This window comes from Novosphingobium fuchskuhlense (assembly GCF_001519075.1).
GTDB classification, from domain to species: Bacteria; Pseudomonadota; Alphaproteobacteria; order Sphingomonadales; family Sphingomonadaceae; genus Novosphingobium; species Novosphingobium fuchskuhlense.
This window is the reverse complement of sequence record NZ_KQ954244.1, coordinates 1,933,206-1,956,163: the sequence shown is the minus strand read 5'-3', so window position 1 is coordinate 1,956,163 and position 22,958 is coordinate 1,933,206. Positions and strand designations below refer to the sequence as shown.

Here is a 22,958-nt window from a genome sequence, read left to right as displayed (position 1 = left end):
GGTCATTCCTTGTAGCCGTAGTAGGAGCCGAAGCGGCGCCCGGTGGGCGAGAAACGGGTGCAGTTGAGCAGCAGCTTGATGTCCTCGCAGCCCGCCAGGATGCTCACCGCATCGCGCAGCGCGGCCTCGCCGGTCTGATCGGCGCGCACGACCATCAGCGTCTGGCCGACATGGTGCGCCAGCTCCGATGCCGGCGATGCTGCCAGCACCGGCGGACTGTCGAAGATCACGATGCGGTTCGGGGCCTGCCAGGTCAGGCGATCCAGCACCTGCGACGTATAGGCCGAGGCGAGATGTTCGGTGTCATGTCCGGTCGAATTGCCCGCCGGCAGCACGAACAATCCGGCGATGTCGGTGCCGATGATGCAATCCTCGACCGCCAGCTCGGGGTCGGCCAGCGCGTCCATCAGCCCGCGCCCGCCCGGCAGGCCAAGCGTGGAGAGCACGCTGGGCTTGGCGAAATCGGCATCGACGAGCAGGACTTCGGTGTCCTTCTCCGCCGCCATCGAAAGCGCGAGGTTCACGGCGCAGAAGGTCTTGCCCTCGCCCGGGTGCGCCGAACACACAAGGATGCGCTCGGCATGCGGCGCGCCGCGGCCCGCGCGCGAATCCGCCGCGGTCATCAGAAGCTGGCGCTTCACGATGCGGAACTCCTCGAGCAGCCCCGTGACCGGACCCTCGGGCTCGATCAGGCACTGTTCGCGCAGGTGCTTGCGGTCGACCGGATGGAACGCGCCGCGGAACGCCTGCCGCGCCGCGATGCCGTCGAATGCGGGCGGCACTTGCGCCCCGCCTGTGGGCAGAGCCACCCGCTGCACCGGCTCGGCCGGTTCCAGAGCTTCGGACGTGAACGGCGCCGGTTCGCGCGGCTCGGGCAGCCTTGGCGCTGCCGGTGCCTGGAACGCGCGCAAGTCGAATGTGCCCGCCGCGCGCTCGATGAGCGATCGCGTGCCCGGCGTATCCTTGGGAATGGGGATCTTGCTCTGTTCGGTCATGATCTGCTTCCGCTTCCCTCAGGCAACCATGCCGCGCTTCATGAATTCCACCGCGAGCAACACCACCAGGACGAAACCGAGGGTGGCAACACCGCCAGCGAAGTATTTGAGATGCCGCCAATATTGGGCCCGTGCGCGGCGCGTCAGCGTCAGCGTGACGGACCCGACGACCTGCATCCCGGTGGCCCGTTCAAGCTGGCCCGTGGTCGCATAGGTCGAACGCAGCTGGCCCACTGCGAAGGCGCTGCCGCAGCCGGCCGCCACGCCGACGATCAGCACGAGGAACAGCAGCATCGGCCGGTCCGGCGCGGACGGCGCGCGCGGCGTCGTCGGCGGATCGATCACTTCGAACTTCACAGCATTGCGCTCGGTCTCGACCTGTCCGCGCAGGCGCAGCTGTTCGCGGTCGCGCAGCAGCTTGTCGTACTGCTCCTTGAGCACGTCATAGTCGCGGTTGATCCGCGCCGCCTCGGCGGCAAGGCCGGGCTCGCTGTACTGACGGCCGGTCAGCTGGGCGATTTCCTGCGAAAGCGAAGCGCGGCGCGATTGCAGCGCGACGATGCTCGCCTCGCGGTCGGCCTTGATCGACTGGAGCGAGGAATAGGCGGGGTTCGGCATCCCGCCGGGGCCGGCCTCACCCGAAGCCGCGCGCTGCAGCGAGGCAACCTGCGCCTTCAGGGCGATCACGTCGGGGTGGCTGTCGGTCAGGCCGCGCGCGCGCAGTGAGCCGAGATCGGCCTGCGCCTGGGCCAGCGCGCCCTTCGCACCGCCGCTCACGCCCGGCATCATGATTGTCGGCGGCGTGCCCGAAAGCTGGCCCCGGATCGAAGCCAGCGCGCTTTGTGCGGCCAGCAGATCCGATTCCACACCGCGCATTTCGGCGCGCGCGCCCTCGATCTTGCTGGTGAGCGAGCCATTGCCCGGCATCATCTCGGCGTTCTTGGCCTCGAATGCCTGGCGCTTCTGTTCCGCCGCCTCGAGGTCCTTCTGCCGGTCGGCGAGCTGCTGGTCCATGAAGGCCAGCGTGTCGCTCATCTCGCCGCGCCCGCCGGCGAGGTTCTCCTCGCGGAAGATGTCGATCATCTTCTGCACGATGTCCTGCGCCAGCTTGGCGTTCTGGACGTCGGAGAAGGCCTTGCTGCCCGAATAGGCGGTGATCTCGAACAGGTTGTCCTGCTGGCTCACCACCTTGATATTCTTGGCAAGCGCCGCGACCGCCGCTTCCATCTGCTTGTCGGATGTCACCTTGTCGCCCAGCCGCGTGGCGCGGACGACCTTCGAGAGGTTGACTGAACTCGTCAGCGTCTGGCGCACGCGTTCGATATCGCGCTTGCGGTCGCCGCCGATGCCGATCTGGTCCGAAAGCACGTCGTCGATCTGAACGAAGATGCGCGCCTTCGATTCGTAGGTGTTCGGCACCGTCGCCACCACCAGCCAGCCCAGCAGGCAGACCAGCCATGCCGCGCCCAGCGCCAGCCAGCGCCGGTTCCAGATGCCGTAGAGCGCGATGCGCACTTCCTCGTAGATGCTTGTCATGCCCGGCGCGCCCTCAGAACGTGCTTTCGGGGATGATGATCACATCCCCCGGCATCAGCATGACATTGGCGCGCGTATCGCCCTTGCGCAGCAGATCGGCGATACGCACGCCGTATTCCTTCTGCTTGCCGGTCTGCTTGTCGAAGCGCACCAGCCGCGCCTTGTTGCCCGCCGCATATTCCGAAAGTCCGCCCACCGCGATCATCGCATCGAGCAGAGTCATGTTGGCGCGGTAGGGGATCGAAGCCGGCTTGCTCGTCGCGCCGACGATGCGCACCTGCTGGCTGAACGTGCCGGAGAACTTGTTCACGATCACCGAGACGATCGGTTCTTGAATGTACTGCGAAAGCTGGAGCTTGATGTCCTCGGCCAGCATCGAGGGGGTCTTGCCCACGGCCGGCATGTCGGTGATCAGCGGCGTGGTGATGCGCCCGTCGGGACGCACCTGCACCGATGCGCCGAGTTCGGGATTGCGCCACACGAAAATGGTCAGATCGTCGAGCGGGCCGATCACGTATTCCTCGCCCGGCCCTTCCTGCAGCGCCACGAACGAGGCGGGCGGCAATTGCGCGCCGCCCCCACCCGCGCAGCCGCCGAGCAGCAGGCTCAGCGTGGCCGCAGAGGCCAGCAGGCTGGCCAGAGGGCGGGAACTACGCGTATTCTTGGGCATTGACCGTCCTTTGCGCGCTCAGGGATGGCTGTCCCATGCGTCCCGCAGAGGGACCACGGGGACCTCCCATGACGTGTCGGCTATCGCCAAAAAGGGTGAAGATACCGTTAGCCCTGATCCGCTTGGGGGCGCGTCGACAAGCGGATTTCCGCCAAAGTCTCGTAACGGGACGGCTCAACGGCTAGAAGTTAATACCTAGAAATCAGGCGCTTGCGTTAACCATCCATTCAGCCGCCGGTCCGTGGCCGAGGAAGTTCACCGGGCTGGCGCTGGCACCATAGGCGCCGGCACAGAACACCGCGACGAGATCGCCTTCCTCGGCCCGCGGAAAGCCGCCCTTGTCGGCCAGCCGGTCCAGCGGCGTGCACAGGCAGCCGACCACGCTGACCACTTCTTCCGGCTCCGCACCAAACTTCGTGGCAATCGCGCTCGGATAATTGCGCCGCACCACGGTGCCGAAATTGCCGCTGGCCGCCAGCTGATGGTGCAGCCCCCCGTCCGTGACGAGGAACACCTCGCCGTGGCTTTCCTTGCGATCGATGATCCGCGTGAGATAAACGCCTGCCTCGCCAACGAGATAGCGCCCGAGCTCGATGCAGAAAGCGGTGTTTTCCAGCACGCCGGGAAGCGCCGCGAGCTGCTCCCCCAGTGCCGCTCCGACGATGTCCAGATCAAGCGGAAGATCGCCGGGGAAATAGGGAATGCCAAAGCCGCCGCCGAGATTGCAGGCGGGCAGCACCGCACCGCTTTCCTCCGCAAGGCGCGCCGCCAGTGCAATCGTCGCGGCCTGCATCGCGGCAATCGCGGCGGCATCGAGGGTCTGGCTGCCGGCGTAGATGTGAAAGCCCCGCCACTCGGCGCCCGCGGCGATGATGCGCTTGGCCAGCGCGGGCACAGACGCCGCATCGACACCGAAGGGCTTGGCACCGCCGCCCATCTTCATGCCCGATCCCTTGAGATCGAAATCGGGATTGACCCGGATGGCCAGGCGCGGGGCCTGCCCCAGCCGCTCGCCGATCGCCAGCGCGCGCTCCGCCTCCCGTGCGGATTCAAGGTTCAGTGTCACGCCCCGGCCGATGGCCGCCGCAAGGTCCGCGTCGCGCTTGCCCGGCCCGGCAAAGCTGATCCGGGCCGGCTCCACCCCGGCTGCCTCGGCCAGCAGCAATTCCCCGCCCGAAGCAATGTCGAACCCGTCGACCAGCCGGGCCATGTGCCGCAGCACCGGCGCGAAAGGGTTCGCCTTCATCGCATAGTGGAGCCCCAGCCGCGCCGGCAGCGCCGACCGCAGGCTGGCGACACGCGCCGCCATCAGGGCACCGTCATAGACGAACAGCGGTGTGCCGCCGGCCTCGGCTACCAGATCGGACGCCTTGCGCCCGCCGATGGCAAGCTCGCCATCGATCGCACGGAATCCGGCAGGAATGGGGCCAAGCGGCTTCATGATTCAGGCCTGTTGCACAGCGGCCGATAATTCCTGGTAAAGACCCGCACGGTCGATCTTGCCGTTGGGGCCGAGCGGCATTTGCGAGCGCCAGTGGATCACGCGTGGCACCATGAAGCCGGGCAAGTCGCGCGCCAGCGCCGCCTGGAACGCGGCGCTGCCCGCCTCGGGATCGCCTTTTGCACGGACCACCAGATGGATCGCCTGCCCCAGCGCCGGATCGGGCAGCCCGAGCGCCACCGCTTCGGCCACCAGCCCCGTCGCGATCGCGGCATCCTCAACCTCTTGCGGGCTGACCCGGTTGCCGCTGGTCTTGATCATGGCATCGCGCCGCCCGGCAAAATGGAGCAGGCCCGCGGCGTCACGCCGCACCCGGTCGCCCGACCACACCGCCATTCCGCCCATCCGCGAAAACGCCGGCGCCGGCTTGAACCGCTCCGCCGTCCGCACCGGATCCTGCCAGTAGCCTTGCGCCACGAGCGGCCCTGCATGGACCAGTTCGCCTTCCTCGCCCGCCGCGGCCTCGCGCCCGTCGTCCGCTACCACCATCACTTCGGCAAAGGGGATCGCCTTGCCCATGGAGGTCGGATGCGCGTCGACCAGCGCGGGATCGAGATAGGTCGAGCGAAAGGCCTCGGTCAGCCCATACATCGGGAACAATCGCGCTGCCGGGAAGCGCGCCCGCAGCGCGCGGACCAGCGGCTCGGTCAGAGCGCCCCCGCTGTTGGTCAGCCGGCGGAGCTTGCCAGCTGCGCTTGCGGGCCAGTCCAGCTCCACAAGCTGTACCCACAGGGGCGGCACGGCGGCCAGCGTGGTGACGTCATGGCGCTCCACCGCCTTTGCCACATCGCGCGCCATCAGATAATCCAGCGGCACCACCGCTCCGCCCGCAAACCACGTCGAAAGCAGCTGGTTCTGCCCGTAATCGAACGCCAGCGGCAGCACCGCCAGCACGCGGTCCGCCTGCCCCACGCCCAGATAGTGCGCCACGCTCACGGCCCCCAGCCACAAATTCGCATGGCTCAGCATCACGCCCTTGGGCCGCCCGGTCGATCCGCTGGTGTAGAGGATCGCCGCCAGCGCATCCGGCTCGGCTGCCGAAGGCCCTAGCGGTTCCAGCCCCTCCGCCTCGGCCCAGACCGCGCTTTCCTCCCGCACTTCTGCCGCCGCCAGATCGCCGGTTTCCAGCGTGGCCAGGCGCGCCGCGTTCGAGATCAGCAGCCGCGCCCCGCTGTCGCTCAGAATATGGGCCACCTGCGCGCGCTTCAGCAGCGGGTTCACCGGCACATGGACGAGCCCCGCGCGCACCGCCGCCAGGGGCATCAGGCACGCCAGCTCGCTTTTGGGCAGCCAGGTCGCCACACGTGCCCCGGGTCTTGCACCCGCCTCTGGCACCACGCGCGCCAGCCACGCCGCCAATTGTCCTAAACGGTGATTTAACGCCTCGTAGCTAAGGGTGCGGTCCTTGAAGACCAGTGCCGGTGCATCGCCAGCCCCCCTCAGCGCGAGGTGGTCGAGCGGTAGGACTGTCGGGTCGGGCGCTGCGGACAAGCGGCTCTCTCGGGTACGAAGGCAGGAACGAGGACGTGGGGCTGACGGTCTATCACGCGGATTTGCGGGAAGCGAGGGCCGACCCGGCGCTCTTGGCGCTCCTCGGCCGCTCGTCCTTCAGCGCGCCGTTCGACCGGCTTGATTGGCTCACCCTGCTGGCCGACCATTGCCTGCCGGCCGCAGAATGCCGCATCGCCATCGCGCGCGACGGCGATGCCCTCGCCGCGCTGGCGTTTTGCCGCACGCGGGAAGGCGCGGCGGCGCTCGGCACCTGGTACAGCTTCTTCGTCCGCCCGCTGACGAACGCGCCGGAGCGTGCGGGCGATCTGCTCGCCGCGATTGCCCGCAGTCTTGCCCCGGCCGGCACCGCGCACCTTGCCCCCATGCCCGAAGCCGAAGCACTGGCGCTGGCCGCCGCGTTTCGCGCCGCCGGCTGGGTCGGCGTCGCCGAGCCCGGCGACACGAACCATTTCCTTGCGCTCGAGGGCCGCACTTTCGCGCAGTACTGGGGCGCGCGGCCCGGGGCTTTGCGTGAAACGGTCCGGCGCAAGACGGCGCGCGGCAAGGTCGCCCTGCGTATCGAAACCACCTTCGATGAGGCCGACTGGGCCGCCTACGAAGCGATCTACGCAAAAAGCTGGAAGCCCGGCGAGGGCAGCCCCGCCTTTCTGCGCGCCTTCGCCCGGGCAGAGGCCGAGGCCGGTGCCCTGCGCCTGGGGATCGCCGAGATCGGCGGCGAGCCCGTCGCCGCGCAGTTCTGGACGGTCGAAGGCGGCACCGCGTGGATCCACAAGCTGGCCCATGACGAAGCGCACCGCGCGCATTCCCCCGGCACCTTGCTGACAGCGGCGCTGTTCGAGCATGTGATTGACCGGGACCACGTCCACACTGTCGATTTCGGCACCGGCAACGATGCCTACAAGCGCGACTGGATGGAGGCGCAGCGCCCGCGCTACACGCTCCGGTTCTATCGTCCTGCCGCCGTCCGCCACTGGCCTGCACTGGCCCGCCTCGCGACCAGAGACGTCAAGCGCCGCATCCTGCGCCCGCGCGCCGGTGACGCGCTTGTTTCACCGCAATCCGCTGGTTAAACCGCGCGCCACCCCTTTCATCACAAGGCCTTATCCGTGACACAGACCGCCGATTTCGATACCGCCCTGCGCAGCCTGCTGAACGATGTGCTCGGCCTCGGCGCCGCGCGTGCCGAAGCGCTGACGGCGGACAGCGGCCTGTTCGGTGCGCTGCCCGAGCTCGATTCGATGGCCGTCGCCAGCCTCCTCACCGAAATCGAGGACCGGTTCGACGTGGTGATAGACGACGACGAAGTCGACGGAGACATGCTCGACACCTTCGGCGGTCTCCTCGCCTTCATCCGCGCCAAGCGCGGCGAGGCCTGATCCCCCGCATGCCGGCAACCTGGCCCTGCCCCGGACCTGCCGGCATGGCGGACGAACACGCGGTTGTGTTCGACCGGGGCCGGCAGGTCCGCCTGCTCGTCGTGCCGCCGCTGTTCGAGGAAATGAACCGCACGCGGCGCTTCCTCGTCGAAACCCAGCGCGTGCTTGATGGGCTCGGCATCGATTCGATGCTGCCAGACCTTCCCGGCTGCAACGAGAGCCTGCAGGCCTTCTCGGCGCAGAGCCTTCGCAGTTGGCGCGATGCGATGGCTGCGGCCGCCAGCCACTTTGCCGCGACCCACGTTCTGGCCGTGCGCGGCGGTGTGCTGGTGTTCCCGACCAGCCTTCCCGGCTGGGTGCTCGAACCCGTCAAGGGCGCCGCGATCCTGCGCCAGTTGCTGCGCGCACGGGTGCTCGCCGCGAAGGAGGCCGGTGCTGCGGAAAGCAGCGCCGATCTGCTCGAGGAAGGCCGCAACCATGGCCTTGAACTGGCCGGCTATCGCCTGTCTGCGGCGCTTGTCGCCGGGCTCGATGCGGCCATTCCGCAGGACGAAGGCCAGCGCGTGATCCGCCAGTCCGACCTTGGCGGCAGCCCGCTCTGGCTGCGCAGCGAACCCGGCGAGGACGCGGCCCAGTCGGCTGCTCTGGCCCGCCTCGTCGCTGCCGAGGCAAGCGTCTGATGCGCCGCCACCTGACCTTTGCCTGCGGCCCTGATACGCTGGTCGGCACGCTTGACCGGGACGCCGCCACCGGCCCCACGGGTATGCTGCTCGTCTCGGGCGGACGCGAGGTGCGCGCCGGCAGCTGGGGCGGACAGGCGCAGATCGCCGCCCGCCTTGCCGCCGCCGGCATCCCCGTTTTCCGCTACGACCGCCGCGGCGTCGGCGAAAGCGAAGGCACCGATCCCGGCTTTCAGCACACGCGCGACGACATCGCCGCCGCTCTTGCTGCCTTCCGCACGGCCATGCCCACGCTGCGCCGCGTGATCGCCTTCGGCAACTGCGATGCTGCCGCAGCGCTGATGCTACACGCCGGCGCGATCGGCCTTGACGGCCTCGTCCTCGCCAATCCGTGGACCCTTGAAACCGACGAGGCCGATGCGGCGCCGCCCGCTGCGCTGCGCCGGCGCTACCTTGCCAAGCTGGCAAACCCCCGCGAGGTGCTGCGCCTGCTCACCGGCGGCGTAAACCTCGCCAAGCTGGCGCGCGGACTGCGCCAGGCGGCGGCAGCGCCGGTCCGGTCAACGCTGGTCGAGAGCATGGCCGCAGGCCTCGCGCACTTCGCGGGTCCGGTCACGATCCTTCTCGCGACCGGCGACCGTACCGCCCAGATGTTCGAAGCCGTCTGGCCCGCAGACGATCCGCGCATCCAGCGCCACGCCAGCAGCGGCCACAGCTTCGCCGGCAAGGACGCGCAAGGATGGCTGTTCGAGCGGCTTGTCGAAGCAGCGCGCTAGGCGCCTACTCCGCCGCCACCGCCTGCGCTGCGGCAAAGGCATGTTCGGCAAGGAACCGCTCGGCATCAAGCGCTGCCATGCAGCCGGTCCCTGCCGCCGTCACGGCCTGACGATAGGTGTGGTCCATCACGTCGCCGCAAGCAAACACGCCGGGAATCGCGGTCTTGGGCGTGCCTGGCTGCACCACGATATAGCCGCTCTCGTCGAGCTCCAGCTTGCCCTTGAACAGCTCGGTTGCCGGGGCATGGCCGATCGCCACGAACGCCCCGTCGGTTGCCAGCGACGAGGCTTCGCCCGTCACCGTATCGACCAGCTCGACCGCTTCGAGCACGCCGCCCGCCGCACCGGCAAAGCGCGTCACCGCCTTGTTCCACAGCACCTTGATGCGCGGGTTGGTCATCAGGCGGTCCTGCAGGATCTTTTCGGCGCGCAGGCTGTCGCGCCGGTGGATCAGCGTGACCTCCGGCGAATGGTTGGTGAGATAGAGCGCCTCTTCGACGGCCGTATTGCCGCCGCCGATCACCACCACCTTCTTGCCGCGATAGAAGAACCCGTCACAGGTCGCGCAGGCCGAAACGCCCTTGCCGCCGAATTCCTGCTCGCCCGGCACGCCCAGCCAGCGCGCCTGGGCGCCGGTCGCGATCACCAGCACATCGCCTTCATAGACATCGCCGCTGTCACCCTGCGCCCGGAACGGAGGGCCATCGAGGTTGACCTCGGTGATGGTGTCCCACAGCATCCGCGTGCCAACGTGCTCGGCCTGCGCCTGCATTTCCTGCATCAGCCAGGGCCCCTGGATCACATCGCGAAAGCCCGGGTAGTTCTCGACATCGGTGGTGATCGTCAGCTGCCCGCCAGGCTGAAGCCCTTGCACCACGATCGGCTCCATCCCCGCACGGGCGCCATAGATGGCGGCAGACAGCCCGGCCGGGCCGGAACCGATGATCAGCATGCGGGTCTTGTGGATGGTCATGCGCCTGTATCTCCGTTGCGCCAGCTAAATAGGATGCCCCTTACCGGAAAACGAGTGGCAGGGCGGGCTATTCCCCGGTTTTGATGGGCGCTGAAAGTTCGCGCCCCTATCACTGTTGCAAAAGATTGCCGCTTGCTATTGCAACGCGCTCTCATTAGCGACAGCCGCGAACGGAGCTTCAATCCATGTCACGGCCCTTTCCCGCCCCGCTCCGCGCGCTCCTGCTTGCAGGGCCCCTGTTCGCGTGGGCCGGCCCGGCCTTCGCCGCACCCGGTCTCGGCGATGAAGTCTACGGCGCGACCTACCGGAAAGGCACGTCCGAGTTCGAGGCCCGCTACGGCGCGGTCAACGGCGGCCGAACCCGCGGCGAGGACGCGCTGAAGCTCGAAGCCGCCCATGTCCCGCTCAAAAACCTGCGCGTTGCCGCCCAGATGGAGGTAGAGCGAGAGCCCGGCGGGGGCCGCCATGTCACCCAGGCCTCGGTCGAGGCGGTCTACACGCTGGGGCAGGCTGCCGGCATCGATGTCGCGGTCTACGGAGAATATGCCAAGGGCTTTCGCGGCGAACCCGATGCACTCGAAGCCAAACTTATCCTCGAGAAGCGCGCAGGCCCCTTCGATGCACGGCTCAATCTCGTCGCCGAGCGTCCGCTGGCCCATGGCGAACGCACCGAACTGTCCTACGCCGCCTCTGCCGATGTTGCCATCGCCGGCGATCTGCGCGCCGGCGCCGCCGCCTTCGGCGATCTCGGCACCGTCCATCGCTTTGCCCCGCGCGCCGAGCATTTCCTTGGACCAGTCCTCAAAGGTGAAGTCGAAGCCTTTGGCCCTGAACTGGAAATCGAGGCCGGGTATCTCTTCGCCCTCGCCCAGGCGCGCGACAACATGCGCGGCCAGTTCCGCCTGATCGTCAGCGTCGAATTCTAGACTTCCCGTTCGCGCTGGCACAAGCCATCGCTCAGTCATCCCGCGCGCACCCTCAAAGATCGGCGACGTACGCCAGTACCTTGCTGGTGTCAGTTGAGATGCCGCTTGAACCAGTCGACGATGCGCTCAAGGCGGTCACGCTGGAAGCTTGGCCGCGCGATACCGTGGTTCTCGTCCGGATAGCCCACCAGCCGCGTCGGCACACCGGTGATCTTGAGCGCCTGATAAAGCTGCTGCCCGCCGATCAACGGCACGTTGTCATCGGCCATCCCGCCCATGAACAAGGTCGGCGTCTTGATGCGGTCGGCATGAAGCAGCGGCTCGGACAGGCGCGTCCACAGTTCGGGCTCCTTCCACGGCGTGCCCAGTTCCTGCGTGTACTGCTGGACATACTGGTCCACCCCGAACAGCGCGAAGATATTGCCCTCGCCCGCCCCGCTGAACGCCGCCTTGAGGCGGTTGTCGCGCACGATGAGGAAGTCGGTGAGGATGCCGCCATAGCTCCACCCGCCCGCGCCGAGCCGCGCCGGATCGGCAAAGCCCTGCGCCACCGCCCAATCGAGCGAGGCGTGCAGATCGGCCACGTCCTTCTGGCCCCAGTCCGCCGCAATCGCCGCCGAATAGGCATCGCCCCGGCCCGAGGAGCCGCGATAGTTGGGCATCAGCACCGCATAGCCCTGCGCCGCCAGCAGATCGGCGATCATGCTGTAGCCATCGACCGCATGGATATCCTGCGCATTGGGCCCGCCGTGGATCCACAGCAAGGTCGGCACCTTGGTCCCCGCAGCGACACCGGCCGGGCGCAGCAACAGGCCGTGGACTTCATTGCCATCCTTGGCCCTTGCCGCATAGTCCTCCACCTTGCCCCACGCGACGCCGTCCGCGACAGCCTTGTTGTGCGTTGTCAGCACCTTGAGCCCGCCCTTGGCATCGAGGGCATAGAGTTCCGCCGGCTTGCCGTCCCCGCTCGCGACCACGGCGCGCACCGCGCCAGGCACCGCCGCGCCGCACTGAGCGAGGACCGAGAGCGTCCCGTCATTCAGCCGCCGCAGCGCGCCCTTGGCATCGACCACTGCAGGCACCTCGTGCCGGTCCTGCGCCAACACTACACCGATCTGCCCGGCGCCGATGTCCACCGGCGCGCTGACGAACAGTCCGGCCGTTGCGGGCAGGATTCGCGTCGCGCCGGTCGCCAGCACGGTTTCGGCGAGGTGCGGCTGGCCATACTGGTCCACCTTGCCGCCCGGCCCCACCAGGTGCGTGATCTTCGTGCCGTCCGCCGACCACAGCAAGGTCTGCCCCGGCGCGCCATGCAGCTTTGCCACAACCTTGGGCACCGCACCGGTGCGGGCTTCGACCACGGTCAGCCAGTGTCCGCCAAGGTCAGACAAATCCGTTGCATGATCAGCAATATAGGCGATGGACTTGCCATCCGGTGCCCACTCGGCCGTCGTCACGTCAAACGAATCCGAAGCAGTGAGGCGCGTCTCCGTCCGCGTTGACACATCAAACAGGGCAAGATGCGTATGCGTGTCCGCCGTAAGGAAGCCCACGCCGTCTTGCTTGATCTTCACGTCGTCGACCACCACCGGCAGCGGCCGTTCCGGATCGTCCTTCGGCGGTTCGGGTGCGGGATCGCTGATCATCAGCAGCAGCGTCTTTGAATCGGGTGACCAGCGGAAGCCGGCGATATCGCCTTTCACATCGGTCAGCTTGCGCGCCTCGCCGCCCCGCCGGTCGAGCAGCCAGATTTGCGCCAGCTTGTCCTTGCCCCGCTTCGACAGAAACGCGATGGACTTGCCGTCCGGGCTGAAGGACGGCGCACCGGCCTTTTCCTCACCGCTTGTCAGTTGCAGCGGAGCCCCCGAGGCCAGATCCACCAGCCACAGCGCGCTGCGCCGCTTGTCGGCCTTGAGATCGGCCTCACCCACCACATAGACCGCCTGCTTGCCGTCGTGCGCGCAATCGAGCCCCGAGAGCGAGCGCAGCGCCAGAATATCATCGATGGTAACCGGATGACGGACCGGTGCCGCCGGCGTTTCGCCCATCGCAGGCAGCGCCGCAGCCAATACGCAGGTCGCGATGCTCCAGCCAAGCCCCTTGCGCCACATCGTTTTCGCCATCGATACCCCCCGGAAAACCAAACAGGCGTCAAGGATAACCACACCCTCGCGCCATAGGCAATCAGCGCCCTATTCCCATGACATTACGGGCAATCCGGCTAGGATGACGCGATGGCAGGCCATCTCGAATTCAACACCTCGATGAGCGATGTGCTCGTCGTGCTCGGTGCGGCGGGGATCGTCATTCCGGCCTTCGCCCGCGCGCGCATCACGCCGGTCATCGGTTTCATCCTTGTCGGCGTTCTGGTCGGCCCGTTCGGCCTTGGACGGCTCGTCGGACAGTTCCCCGCGCTCTATTATGTCACGATCACCCGCCCCGAAGCGATTGCGCCGTTTGCCGAACTGGGCGTGATTCTCCTGCTGTTCGAGATCGGCCTCGAGCTTTCCTTCGGCCGGTTGTGGGACATGCGTGCGCAGGTCTTCGGCCTGGGCGCAGCCAAGCTGCTGGTCTCTGCCGCCCTGCTCACGCTCGTGCTGGTCACCATGCACCACGATGTGCCGGCGGCCGCCGGTCTCGGCATCGCGCTCGCGCTTTCCTCCACGGCGCTGGTCCTGCCCATTGCCGGCACGCAGAGCCCGGTGGGACGCCGCGCGCTCGCCATGCTGCTGCTCGAGGATATCGCGCTTGTCCCGATCATCTTCGTGCTCGGCGCGTTCGGGCCGGGCGGGACAAGCGGTGCCGCGCTGTTCGCGACGCTCTGGCGCGGCGGCGTCATCGTGCTGGTGATGCTCACGCTGGGCCGGTTCCAGCTGCCGCGCCTCTTCGCAAGTGCCGCGCGCACCAAGAGCCCGGAGCTGTTCCTCGCCTTCAGCCTCCTCGTGGTCATCGCCGCCGCGCTCGCCACCGCCGGTGCCGGCCTCTCGCCCATCATGGGCGCGCTCCTTGCCGGGCTCCTCATTGCCGAGACCGACTATTCGCGCGAAGTCGAGGCGCTGACGGCTCCGTTCAAGGGCCTCGCACTCGGCGTGTTCCTGATCACCGTCGGCATGAGCATCGATGTGGGCGAGATCTGGCGCCAGCTCGGCCAGATCGCGCTCGGCGTCGCCGCCGTGCTCGCCGCCAAGGCCATCGTCACCGCGCTGCTCCTCCGCTTGGGCGGGGCAAGCCGGGGCGTCGCCGCCGAGGTCGGCCTGCTCCTCGCCTCCCCGTCCGAAACCACCTTGATCGTGCTCACCGCCGCCGCCGCAGCAGGGCTCGTCAGCCCAGAGAATGCGCAGTTCTGGCAGATCGTCACCGCGCTTGGCCTTACGCTCACGCCGCTGCTCGCCATGATCGGCCGCCGCCTCGCCAGCGCCGTGGACAGCCCAGACGAGACCCGCAGCGCCGGCGCTCCCCGCGATGCCAGCGGGCAGGCGCTCGTGTTCGGTTATGGCCGCGTCGGCCGCCTCGTCGGTGCGATGCTGGCGCGGCATGAAATCCCCTGGCTCGCGCTCGATGCCGATCCCGCGCTCGTCGCCCAGGCCCGTGCCGCCGGCGATCCGGTCATCTACGGCAATGTCGCCAATGCCGCCTTGCTCGAAAAGCTCCACCTGGAATCCGCCCGCTCGGTCATCGTGACGATGGACGAACCCGTGCTCGTCAGCCGCACCGTCCGCCGCATCCGCGCCGCACATCCCGATCTTGCGATCATCGTGCGTGCCCGCGATGCCGATCATGCCGCCGAACTCTACCGCGCCGGCGCCAGCGACGCCGTGCCGGAAACGCTCGAAAGCTCGCTCCAGCTCTCCGAGGCCGTGCTGGTCGACATGGGCGTTCCCATGGGCCCGGTGATCGCCTCCATCCATGAAATGCGCGACGAACTGCGCGAGGCGATCATGCGGGGCGGCGGGCTGGAACAGAAGTCGAGGCTCAAGGCAGCGGGCCTGCGCGATCGCACCTGACCGCGAGCGGGCCGCCTATTCCGGCACGGCCCACCTCACCGCCTTGGAGACATAGCGGATGCCGCTGAACGACGCTGCGTCCGCCGCAAATTCAAAGCGGGCGCGCCGCAGCATCGCGAGGCACGTGACGTTGGCAAGATAGGCCCCATTGCTCGATTCCACCGGGCGGCAAGAAAGCGCCTTGCCGGTCCGATCGAACCCGATCCACACCTTGACCCTTGCCTCCATGCGCGCACGCAGCGCGCGTGACGGGTAGTCCGTCATGGTGATCACCAGCCGGCCATCGGCCGCCGCCAGGGTCACGCGTGCTTCAGGGTCGCCCAGACTGCTGGCCGTTGGCCCGCCCTCGGAGAACACCCACTCGAACGACCGCGTGAACACCGGCGGCGCCTGATCATCGACAACCACGCCAATCGCGCTGCCGCCCGTTCCGGCAGGATTGGGCCGCCCGGGCCTGCCCTTGGCAATCCAGGCCTTGCAGATTGCGTCCTCGAATCCGTCTGCCAGATTGCGCGAAAGCAGGCCGCAAGACCCGTCGGGCCCCTCGCGGATTTCGGCTTGGACGGCATGCTTGTCCGATGCATTCGCAACAACTCTGATCGGCTGTTTAGGCGTGTAAAGCGGCCTCGCTGATGCCTGGATCCTGAGGCGGCCATTGGCCGGAAGCTCGACACCTGCGGGAAATTCAACCCGGCCAGCCCGTTTCAAGACCTCGCACAGCTGCTCGACAACGGCACCAGGCACCAGCTGATCGGCGGCCCCGCATTGGTCAATGCGGCCCGCATCAGCGATGATCAGATCAACTTTGGGCGCGTAGCGCTCGAGTGCAAACCCGAACGAGGGCAAGAGCGGCCCCTCATCGGCAACGGTGATCTTGCCAGCACCATCCAGGCCCCACGGCAAGGGTGGCGGGTTTGGCACGGGACTGGTCTGGGCCGATGCGCTCGCCCATGGGAGCGCCAGAAGTGCGGTCGCCGCCAGGATGCGGCGCGCCATCACCCCGCCAGCACTGCCTTGGCAGCGGCAATCGCCTCGGCTGCCCTGGCTCCGTCGGGTCCACCGCCCTGCGCCATGTCGGGCCGCCCGCCGCCGCCCTTGCCGCCCAGTGCCTCTACGCCTGCGCGCACCAGATCGACCGCGCTGACCTTGCCGACGAGGTCCTCGGTCACCGCCGCGGCAATGCTCGCCTTGCCCTCGTTCACCGCGACGATCACCGCCACGCCCGAACCCATGCGGGCCTTGGCCTGATCAAGCAGCCCGCGCAATTCCTTGGGGTCCATGCCCTCCAGCACCTGGCCGGAGAAGGTCACGTCCCCTACCGTCTCGTCCGCCGGAGCCGCCGCCGCGCCGCCGCCCGATGCGCCGGCCAGCGCCAGCGCCTTCTTCGCCTCGGCCAGTTCGCGCTCCAGCTTGCGACGCTCGTCGACCAATGCCGCCACGCGTGCCTCCACTTCGTCGGGCGAAGCGCGCAGCAGCCCCGCCGTGCGGCGCAGCGATTCCTCGCGGCCCACGAGATAGCTGCGCGCACCTGCCCCGGTCAGCGCCTCGATGCGCCGCACGCCGGAAGACACCGCGCTCTCGCTCACCACCCGCAGCAGGCCGATATCGCCCAGCGCACGCACATGCGTGCCGCCGCACAGTTCGACCGAATAGGGCTGCGCGCCCCCCACGGAATCAGGGCGGCCCATGCTCAGCACGCGCACCTCATCGCCGTATTTCTCGCCGAACAGCGCCATGGCCCCGGCGGCAATGGCATCTTCGGGGCTCATCAGACGCGTCGTCACCGGCGCGTTGGCGAGGATCTCGGCGTTCACTTCATCCTCGACTGCCGCGATATCCTCGGCGGTGAGCGCCGCCGGGTGCGAGAAGTCGAAGCGCAGCCGCTCGGCCGAAACCATCGAGCCCTTCTGCGTCACATGCGCGCCAAGCCGGCGGCGCAGGGCCTCGTGCAGCAGGTGCGTCGCCGAATGGTTCGCGCGCGTCGCATCCCGCCGGGCGACGTCGATCGCAAGCTGCACAGCGTCGCCCACCTTGACCGAACCCGCCTCGATCGTGCTCTGATGCGCATGCAGCCGGCCAAGCGGCTTGGCCGTGTCGGTCACGGCGATGCGCAGGCCCTCGGTCGTGCTGATCGTGCCGGCATCGCCCATCTGGCCGCCGCTTTCGGCATAGAACGGGGTCTGGTTGGTGATCACGGTGACCGTTTCACCGGCCCTCGCCTCGGCCACTTCCTTGCCGTCCTTCACCAGCGCGACCACCACGCCCTCGCCGATGTTGGCGGTATAGCCGGTGAACTCGGTCGCGCCCTCGCGCTCGGCAATGTCGAACCACACTTCGCTGTCGGCGGTCTGGCCGCTGCCCTTCCACGCCGCGCGCGCCGCCGCCTTCTGCTGCGCCATCGCCGCTTCAAACCCTGCGCGGTCCACACTCACCCCGCGCGCACGCAGCGCGTCTTCGGTAAGGTCATAGGGGAAGCCGAAGGTGTCATAGAGCCGGAACGCCGTCGCACCGGGCAGGCTGTCGCCTTCGCCCAGATGGCCGGCTTCCTCGTCGAGCAGCTTGAGACCGTTCGCGAGCGTGCGGCGGAACTGCACTTCCTCGCGCAGCAGCGTCTCTTCCACGAGCGGCTGGGCGCGGCCCAGTTCGGGAAACGCCTGGCCCATCTCGGTCACGAGCGAGCCCACCAGCCGGTGCATCAGCGGCTCCTTCGCGCCGAGCAGGTGCGCATGGCGCATCGCGCGGCGCATGATCCGGCGCAGCACATAGCCGCGGCCCTCGTTGCTCGGCAGCACGCCGTCCGCCAGCAGGAAGCTGGACGAGCGCAGATGGTCGGCGATCACGCGATGGCTTGCCCGGCTCTCGCCTTCGGCCTTGGTGCCGGTCAGGCTTTCCGAGGCCGCGATCAGCGCGCGGAACGTGTCGGTGTCATAGTTGTCGTGCTGGCCCTGCAGCACCGCCGCCACGCGCTCGATGCCCATGCCGGTATCGATGCTCGGGCTCGGCAGGTTCGTGCGGGTGCCATCGGCCGCCTGCTCGAACTGCATGAACACCAGGTTCCAGATCTCGATGAACCGGTCACCATCCTCGTCCGGCGATCCCGGGGGGCCGCCGAAGATGTGGTCGCCGTGGTCGTAGAAGATTTCGGAGCACGGCCCGCAGGGACCGGTATCGCCCATCGACCAGAAATTGTCCGAGGTCGGAATGCGGATGATGCGGTCATCCGAAAGGCCTGCGATCTTCTGCCACAGGCCGAACGCCTCGTCGTCGGTGTGATAGACTGTGACGAGCAGCTTGTCCTTGGGCAGGCCCCACTCGCGCGTCAGCAGGGTCCAGGCGTGGGTGATCGCCTGTTCCTTGAAGTAATCCCCGAACGAGAAATTGCCGAGCATCTCGAAGAACGTGTGGTGGCGCGCGGTGTAGCCCACGTTGTCGAGGTCGTTGTGCTTGCCGCCGGCGCGCACGCACTTCTGCGAGGACGTCGCCCGCTTGGTGGCCCGCGTCTCGAGTCCGGTGAACACGTTCTTGAACGGGACCATGCCCGCGTTGGTGAACATGAGCGTCGGGTCGTTGAACGGCACCAGCGGCGCGGAGGGCACGATCTCGTGCCCGGCGGCGCCGAAGTAGTCGAGGAAGGACCGGCGGATTTCGTTGGTCGAAGTCATGCCATGCCGATTAGGCGAGGGCTCGGCGCGGAACAAGCACGTTTCGCCGCTTGCCGCGCGCTTGTCCCCATCATGAAGGGGTCAGGCGGGGCTGTTCAGCCGTTGTCGGCAGTCGCCGTCACCAGCCACGCCGCCGCCGGGAAGCACACCCGCCCGCCGACGCTGCGCGACTGGACAAGTTCGAGCAGGCCCCGCTCGAAGGCTGCGCGAGCCTGATCGGGCAGGGTGCGGATCGCCGCGGCCGCAGGCCCGATACGGCTGAAGAACGAGAGCGCGTCGGCCACCGGATTGCTGCCAGAACCCGCCACATAGGCAAAATCGAGCGGCCGGAAGGACACGTCGCGCCAGCCCTTGAGGCACCGCCGCACATGATCCGGATCGGCAAAGGCAAAGGGCCCCGGCGGAAACTCGGCCGCGGGAGCGGGCCGCGAAGGCGGCAGCAGGTGCGCGATTTCGGCCGCCCAGTTGTTTTCGGACGCCGCCCGGAAGCACGTGAACACCAGGCGCGCCCCTGGTGCCGCAACGGCTGAAAGGTGCGCGAACGCCGCTGGCGGATCCGTGAAGAACATCACCCCGTGGCGCGAGACATAAAGATCGGGCGATGCCCCGTCGGCCACCCATTCGGAAGCATCGGCAGCCGTGAAGGCCAGGTTGGTGATATCCCCCGCCCGCACGCGGGCAGCCCCGAGCAGATCCTGCGAGATATCGACACCCGTCACCCGCGCGTCCGGCCGGGCCATGGCAACCGCGATCGAGAGCTCTCCGGCACCGCAGCCGATATCGACAACCCGCGTACCGGGCTCCGCCGCGATCGCGTCGAGCAGAAGCGGCGTGAGGGTCGCAAAACTGCGGTCCGTGCGCTCCCACTCCGCCGCCCAGTTCTGGCCGACCCGGCCTTGCCATTCTTGCGCACCTGTCATGTGGGGAAGGCTATGCGGCCCCGCCCCACCCGGCAAGCGCAAATGCGGGAAGGATCGTCAGGTCGTGAAATAGGGGCCGCCCTTGGCACGCGCCGCCTGCCATGCGGGCCGGGCATGGACCGCTGCGACAAATGCGGCGAGCCTGGGGTAGGCAGCCCCCATGCCCTGCATGACCGCTACTTCGGCCGGGAAGCTCAGCATCACGTCGGCACCCGTCCAGTCATCGCCGATGAAATGACCGGAAGGACGCAGAATCTGCTCAAGGTAGGCAAAGTGCGCGGCAAGCTGCTCGTCGATCCGCTCCCGCAGCGGCGCCCCCGCCTCCCCCAGTCGCGAGACGTAGAGGTTGAGCAGGATGGGCGTCATCGCCGAGCCCTCGGCGAAATGCATCAGTTCGGTGTGGCGTAGGGCTTCGTCGGTCCCCGCCGCCGGCTGCCACCTGCCGCCGCCATGGACATCGCACAAGTACTGGACGATTGCTCCGGATTCCTCGATCACGCGGCCGTCGACCTCGAGCAGCGGCGACTTGCCGAGCGGATGCACGGCCTTGAGCTCCGGCGGCGCGAGGTTGGTCACCGCATCACGCTGGTAGATCTTGAGTTCGTAGGGAACGCCGAGTTCCTCGAGCAACCAGAGAATGCGCTGCGAGCGACTGTTGTTGAGGTGGTGCAGAACGATCGACATGAGGCTTCTTCCCGGGACTTGCGCTGGGTGGCAGGCTATAAGCATTCGAACGAGCGGGAAAGCATTCCCGTGCGAGTGCGGCCCCGTCTTTTTGCGGAAGACACATCCGCCCCCTGACGCCCTGCCGGGAACGTCCACGACCCCATAAAAGAACCGGCGCGTTCCTTCCGGGGAACGCCCAAACCCCATAAAAGAACCGGCGCGTTCCTTCCGGGGAACGCGCCGGCCTTTGGACTGGCGGCGGGGAGCGGGGGGATGGGGATGCCCCCGCCGCCTGAAGGATCAGATGTCGTCGTCCGCGTCCGGACCCACCATCAGACCTTCGGCGACCTTGTCGGTCTGGCCGCGGATCGCGGCTTCCAACTTGTCGCAAAGTTCACGATTCTCGCGTAGGTAGTTCTTGGCGTTCTCGCGGCCCTGCCCGATGCGGATGGAATCGTAGCTGAACCAGGCGCCCGACTTCTCGACCAGCCCGGCCTTGACGCCAAGGTCGAGGATCTCGCCGATCTTCGAGATGCCCTCGCCGTACATGATGTCGAACTCGACCTGCTTGAACGGCGGCGCCACCTTGTTCTTCACGACCTTCACGCGGGTCGCGTTGCCGACGATATCGTCGCGGTCCTTGATCTGGCCGGTGCGGCGGATGTCAAGCCGAACCGAGGCGTAGAACTTGAGCGCGTTGCCGCCCGTCGTCGTCTCCGGATTGCCGTACATCACGCCGATCTTCATGCGCAGCTGGTTGATGAAGATCACCATGCAGCGCGAGCGGCTGATCGAACCGGTCAGCTTGCGCAGCGACTGCGACATAAGGCGCGCCTGAAGGCCGACGTGGCTGTCGCCCATCTCGCCCTCGATTTCAGCGCGGGGAACCAGCGCGGCGACCGAATCGACCACCAGCACGTCGATCGCGTTCGAACGCACCAGCGTGTCGACGATCTCCAGCGCCTGCTCGCCGGTATCGGGCTGCGAGACGATCAGTTCGTCGATATTGACGCCGAGCTTCTTGGCATAGACCGGATCGAGCGCGTGCTCGGCATCCACGAAGGCCGCGGTGCCGCCACCCTTCTGCGCCTCGGCGATCACGTGGAGCGCGAGGGTCGTCTTCCCCGAGCTTTCCGGCCCGTAGACTTCGATCACGCGGCCGCGCGGCAAGCCGCCGACACCCAGCGCGATGTCGAGACCGAGCGAGCCGGTCGAAATCGCCTCGACCTGCATCGTTTCCTTCGAGCCCAGCCGCATGGCCGAACCCTTGCCGAAGGCCTTGTCGATCTGCGCGAGCGCTGCATCGAGCGCTTTCTGACGATCCATGTCCTTGTCTTTGCCTTCCTGGATAAGCTTCAACTGCGCCGCCATGGCTTGCTTCCCCTTGCTAGTGATGGCCGACATGAACCGTCAACACCAGCCTTGTACCCAGTTTGTTCCTGCAGAACAAGAGGGGAACGTTCTTTCGTGGAGAATTGGCGAAATCCCACGACACAATGCGGATATTCCTGAGGAATTTCCACAGTGCAATCCGATTGGCCGGAGCAAATCCTGCCTAAACGGAGCAAATTTTTTCCGGGGATGACCGATTCGGGCGTGATCCCGCTCCGATTCCCGCCCTACGCCGCACGGCAAGCCCTCGTTTCCGGATCACCGGCGCCCTGCCTGCCGCAAGATTGACAGCAGGCTTCCCTGTCCTAAGCTCTGCCGCATCGCACAATTCGCGGCAGATGTCCGCCTGGCGGGGTAAATGCAATGAGATCCATGGTATCCTTCGCGCTTGCCGCATCAATCTTTGCAGTCAGCGCTCCCGCCGCCGCGCAAGACACCGCCCACGCGGTGCGCGCCATGCCGATCAACGATCATCTCGTTGCCTTCTATCAGGGCCGCCCGGACGAGGCCTCGGTGCCGCCCGGCCCGCGCCAGTGGCCCGATCTTGGCGCGATCTTCGTCGGCGTCGCAACCTATGCGATCCACGATGGCGACACCGCGCTCGTCTACGACACCTTTACCGACACCGCTTCCGCGCAGTGGGTGCGCGACTGGCTGACCAAGGCCGGCGTGCGCCGCTTCATCCTCGTGACCAGCCACTGGCATCTGGATCATATCGGCGGCAACGCGGTCTACGCCGATTCCCTGCGCTTCGCGACCGAGGCGACCCGGATCAAGCTCGCGGGCAAGCGCGCCGCCATCGAGGGCGGCACCGAGGAGGGCCCGCCGGCAATCCGCCCGCTTCTCCTGCCCAACGTCGGCATCGCGCCGGACAGCGTGGTCACGCTGACGATCGGCACTGTCACCGCGAAGCTCCACCCCGTCGCCATCCATTCGGCCGACGGCCTCGTCATCGAACTGCCGGACGACAAGCTCCTGCTGGCAGGCGACACGCTCGAGGACACCGCGACATTCGTGGCCGAGCCGGAATCGATCCCGCAGCAATATGCCGCGCTCGGCCGCATGCGCGGCTGGGGCTTCACGCGGATCCTGCCCAACCACGGCAACCCCGCCGTCATCGCCTCCGGGGGCTACGGCCTTGGCCTGATCGATGCGACGCGCGCCTACATCCGCGCGCTGGTCGAGCACTCGCACGACGCCGATTTCCAGAAGCAACCGCTTGCCGGCTTCGTCGGCGACGCGGTGAAGCGCGGCGATGTCAGCCTGTGGTGGCCCTATCGCGATGCCCATGCCAACAATCTCGCGGTTGTTGCCAAGGCCTGGAAGGACAAGCCGGTTCCGGCGTTCGACAGCGCCCCCTGAAACGGCG

The 22,958-nt window shown here is 67.6% G+C and carries 19 protein-coding genes; 7 read left to right on the top strand and 12 right to left on the bottom strand.

Annotated features, from left to right (window positions below):
- Positions 1 to 2: 2 nt before the first annotated feature.
- The 5 genes from AQZ52_RS09135 to AQZ52_RS09115 form a co-directional block, all read right to left on the bottom strand.
- Positions 3 to 995 carry a P-loop NTPase family protein gene (locus AQZ52_RS09135; RefSeq protein WP_067908749.1) on the bottom strand — a complete coding sequence of 331 codons (993 nt, stop codon included), beginning with the start codon at positions 993 to 995 and terminating at the stop codon, positions 3 to 5.
- An 18-nt stretch (positions 996 to 1,013) separates the two neighbouring features.
- On the bottom strand, positions 1,014 to 2,531 hold the full coding sequence (locus AQZ52_RS09130) for an XrtA system polysaccharide chain length determinant (RefSeq protein ID WP_067908746.1): 1,518 nt from the start codon (positions 2,529 to 2,531) through the stop codon (positions 1,014 to 1,016).
- A gap of 13 nt (positions 2,532 to 2,544) precedes the next feature.
- The gene (locus AQZ52_RS09125) at positions 2,545 to 3,201 is read right to left on the bottom strand and encodes an XrtA/PEP-CTERM system exopolysaccharide export protein (RefSeq protein WP_082697647.1); all 657 of its coding nucleotides are present in this window, start codon (positions 3,199 to 3,201) and stop codon (positions 2,545 to 2,547) included.
- Between the two features lie 202 nt (positions 3,202 to 3,403).
- Entirely contained in the window at positions 3,404 to 4,642 is a 1,239-nt protein-coding gene (locus tag AQZ52_RS09120) for a pyridoxal-dependent decarboxylase, exosortase A system-associated (RefSeq protein ID WP_067908743.1), read from the bottom strand.
- 3 nt (positions 4,643 to 4,645) lie between these two features.
- The gene (locus AQZ52_RS09115) at positions 4,646 to 6,193 is read right to left on the bottom strand and encodes an acyl-CoA ligase (AMP-forming), exosortase A system-associated (RefSeq protein ID WP_067908740.1); all 1,548 of its coding nucleotides are present in this window, start codon (positions 6,191 to 6,193) and stop codon (positions 4,646 to 4,648) included.
- 35 nt (positions 6,194 to 6,228) lie between these two features.
- On the opposite strand from AQZ52_RS09115, the gene AQZ52_RS09110 reads away from it, so the two are divergent.
- From AQZ52_RS09110 to AQZ52_RS09095, 4 genes are read left to right on the top strand one after another with little or no spacing between them, the layout of a single operon-like run.
- Complete coding sequence (locus AQZ52_RS09110; RefSeq protein WP_240481496.1) at positions 6,229 to 7,284, top strand: GNAT family N-acetyltransferase; 1,056 nt, start codon at positions 6,229 to 6,231, stop codon at positions 7,282 to 7,284.
- Between the two features lie 36 nt (positions 7,285 to 7,320).
- Entirely contained in the window at positions 7,321 to 7,590 is a 270-nt protein-coding gene (locus tag AQZ52_RS09105; RefSeq protein WP_067908737.1) for a phosphopantetheine-binding protein, read from the top strand.
- A gap of 44 nt (positions 7,591 to 7,634) precedes the next feature.
- Positions 7,635 to 8,270 carry an alpha/beta hydrolase family protein gene (locus tag AQZ52_RS09100; RefSeq protein WP_240481495.1) on the top strand — a complete coding sequence of 212 codons (636 nt, stop codon included), beginning with the start codon at positions 7,635 to 7,637 and terminating at the stop codon, positions 8,268 to 8,270.
- On the top strand, positions 8,270 to 9,046 hold the full coding sequence (locus AQZ52_RS09095; protein WP_156424833.1) for a hydrolase 1, exosortase A system-associated: 777 nt from the start codon (positions 8,270 to 8,272) through the stop codon (positions 9,044 to 9,046). The genes AQZ52_RS09100 and AQZ52_RS09095 overlap by 1 nt, the downstream gene beginning before the upstream one ends.
- A 4-nt stretch (positions 9,047 to 9,050) precedes the next feature.
- Here the strand turns inward: AQZ52_RS09095 and trxB are convergent, their stop codons facing one another.
- Positions 9,051 to 10,019 carry a thioredoxin-disulfide reductase gene (gene trxB / locus AQZ52_RS09090; protein ID WP_067908718.1) on the bottom strand — a complete coding sequence of 323 codons (969 nt, stop codon included), beginning with the start codon at positions 10,017 to 10,019 and terminating at the stop codon, positions 9,051 to 9,053.
- A gap of 185 nt (positions 10,020 to 10,204) precedes the next feature.
- Here trxB and AQZ52_RS09085 point away from each other — a divergent pair, with 185 nt between their 5' ends.
- Positions 10,205 to 10,945, top strand: a complete 741-nt coding sequence (locus tag AQZ52_RS09085; protein ID WP_067908715.1) for a hypothetical protein — start codon at positions 10,205 to 10,207, stop codon at positions 10,943 to 10,945.
- 89 nt (positions 10,946 to 11,034) lie between these two features.
- On the opposite strand, the gene AQZ52_RS09080 is transcribed toward AQZ52_RS09085, so the two are convergent.
- Positions 11,035 to 13,068, bottom strand: coding sequence for a S9 family peptidase (locus tag AQZ52_RS09080; protein ID WP_082697646.1), 2,034 nt, complete (start codon positions 13,066 to 13,068; stop codon positions 11,035 to 11,037).
- 111 nt (positions 13,069 to 13,179) lie between these two features.
- Between AQZ52_RS09080 and AQZ52_RS09075 the strand changes: the two genes are divergently transcribed.
- Entirely contained in the window at positions 13,180 to 14,949 is a 1,770-nt protein-coding gene (locus AQZ52_RS09075) for a cation:proton antiporter domain-containing protein (protein ID WP_067908709.1), read from the top strand.
- A gap of 15 nt (positions 14,950 to 14,964) precedes the next feature.
- On the opposite strand, the gene AQZ52_RS09070 is transcribed toward AQZ52_RS09075, so the two are convergent.
- From AQZ52_RS09070 to recA, 5 genes are all read right to left on the bottom strand, one after another.
- Positions 14,965 to 15,945, bottom strand: a complete 981-nt coding sequence (locus AQZ52_RS09070; RefSeq protein ID WP_067908706.1) for an energy transducer TonB — start codon at positions 15,943 to 15,945, stop codon at positions 14,965 to 14,967.
- Positions 15,945 to 18,611, bottom strand: coding sequence for an alanine--tRNA ligase (gene alaS, locus AQZ52_RS09065; protein ID WP_067908703.1), 2,667 nt, complete (start codon positions 18,609 to 18,611; stop codon positions 15,945 to 15,947). Before alaS ends, AQZ52_RS09070 begins: the two co-directional genes overlap by 1 nt.
- Before the next feature lie 95 nt (positions 18,612 to 18,706).
- Positions 18,707 to 19,531 (bottom strand): class I SAM-dependent methyltransferase, encoded by an 825-nt coding sequence (locus AQZ52_RS09060; protein ID WP_067908700.1) that lies wholly within the window; start codon positions 19,529 to 19,531, stop codon positions 18,707 to 18,709.
- Between the two features lie 57 nt (positions 19,532 to 19,588).
- A complete protein-coding gene (locus AQZ52_RS09055) occupies positions 19,589 to 20,215 on the bottom strand; it encodes a glutathione S-transferase family protein (protein WP_067908698.1) in 627 nt (208 codons plus the stop codon).
- A gap of 282 nt (positions 20,216 to 20,497) precedes the next feature.
- Complete coding sequence (gene recA / locus AQZ52_RS09050) at positions 20,498 to 21,568, bottom strand: recombinase RecA (protein WP_067909781.1); 1,071 nt, start codon at positions 21,566 to 21,568, stop codon at positions 20,498 to 20,500.
- Positions 21,569 to 21,961: 393 nt separating this feature from the next.
- Between recA and AQZ52_RS09045 the strand changes: the two genes are divergently transcribed.
- Positions 21,962 to 22,951 (top strand): MBL fold metallo-hydrolase, encoded by a 990-nt coding sequence (locus AQZ52_RS09045; protein WP_067908696.1) that lies wholly within the window; start codon positions 21,962 to 21,964, stop codon positions 22,949 to 22,951.
- Positions 22,952 to 22,958 lie beyond the last annotated feature (7 nt).

What these genes read in the sequence shown, in the direction of transcription:
- AQZ52_RS09120 (WP_067908743.1), bottom strand. Translation starts at nt 4,642, where the DNA reads ATGAAGCCGCTTGGCCCCATTCCTGCCGGATTCCGTGCGATCGATGGC.
- AQZ52_RS09070 (WP_067908706.1), bottom strand. Translation starts at nt 15,945, where the DNA reads ATGGCGCGCCGCATCCTGGCGGCGACCGCACTTCTGGCGCTCCCATGG.
- AQZ52_RS09080 (WP_082697646.1), bottom strand. Translation starts at nt 13,068, where the DNA reads ATGGCGAAAACGATGTGGCGCAAGGGGCTTGGCTGGAGCATCGCGACC.
- AQZ52_RS09135 (WP_067908749.1), bottom strand. Translation starts at nt 995, where the DNA reads ATGACCGAACAGAGCAAGATCCCCATTCCCAAGGATACGCCGGGCACG.
- AQZ52_RS09055 (WP_067908698.1), bottom strand. Translation starts at nt 20,215, where the DNA reads ATGTCGATCGTTCTGCACCACCTCAACAACAGTCGCTCGCAGCGCATT.
- AQZ52_RS09045 (WP_067908696.1), top strand. Translation starts at nt 21,962, where the DNA reads ATGGTATCCTTCGCGCTTGCCGCATCAATCTTTGCAGTCAGCGCTCCC.
- trxB (WP_067908718.1), bottom strand. Translation starts at nt 10,019, where the DNA reads ATGACCATCCACAAGACCCGCATGCTGATCATCGGTTCCGGCCCGGCC.
- AQZ52_RS09095 (WP_156424833.1), top strand. Translation starts at nt 8,270, where the DNA reads ATGCGCCGCCACCTGACCTTTGCCTGCGGCCCTGATACGCTGGTCGGC.
- AQZ52_RS09060 (WP_067908700.1), bottom strand. Translation starts at nt 19,531, where the DNA reads ATGACAGGTGCGCAAGAATGGCAAGGCCGGGTCGGCCAGAACTGGGCG.
- alaS (WP_067908703.1), bottom strand. Translation starts at nt 18,611, where the DNA reads ATGACTTCGACCAACGAAATCCGCCGGTCCTTCCTCGACTACTTCGGC.
- AQZ52_RS09075 (WP_067908709.1), top strand. Translation starts at nt 13,180, where the DNA reads ATGGCAGGCCATCTCGAATTCAACACCTCGATGAGCGATGTGCTCGTC.
- AQZ52_RS09130 (WP_067908746.1), bottom strand. Translation starts at nt 2,531, where the DNA reads ATGACAAGCATCTACGAGGAAGTGCGCATCGCGCTCTACGGCATCTGG.
- AQZ52_RS09125 (WP_082697647.1), bottom strand. Translation starts at nt 3,201, where the DNA reads ATGCCCAAGAATACGCGTAGTTCCCGCCCTCTGGCCAGCCTGCTGGCC.
- AQZ52_RS09100 (WP_240481495.1), top strand. Translation starts at nt 7,635, where the DNA reads ATGGCGGACGAACACGCGGTTGTGTTCGACCGGGGCCGGCAGGTCCGC.
- recA (WP_067909781.1), bottom strand. Translation starts at nt 21,568, where the DNA reads ATGGCGGCGCAGTTGAAGCTTATCCAGGAAGGCAAAGACAAGGACATG.
- AQZ52_RS09085 (WP_067908715.1), top strand. Translation starts at nt 10,205, where the DNA reads ATGTCACGGCCCTTTCCCGCCCCGCTCCGCGCGCTCCTGCTTGCAGGG.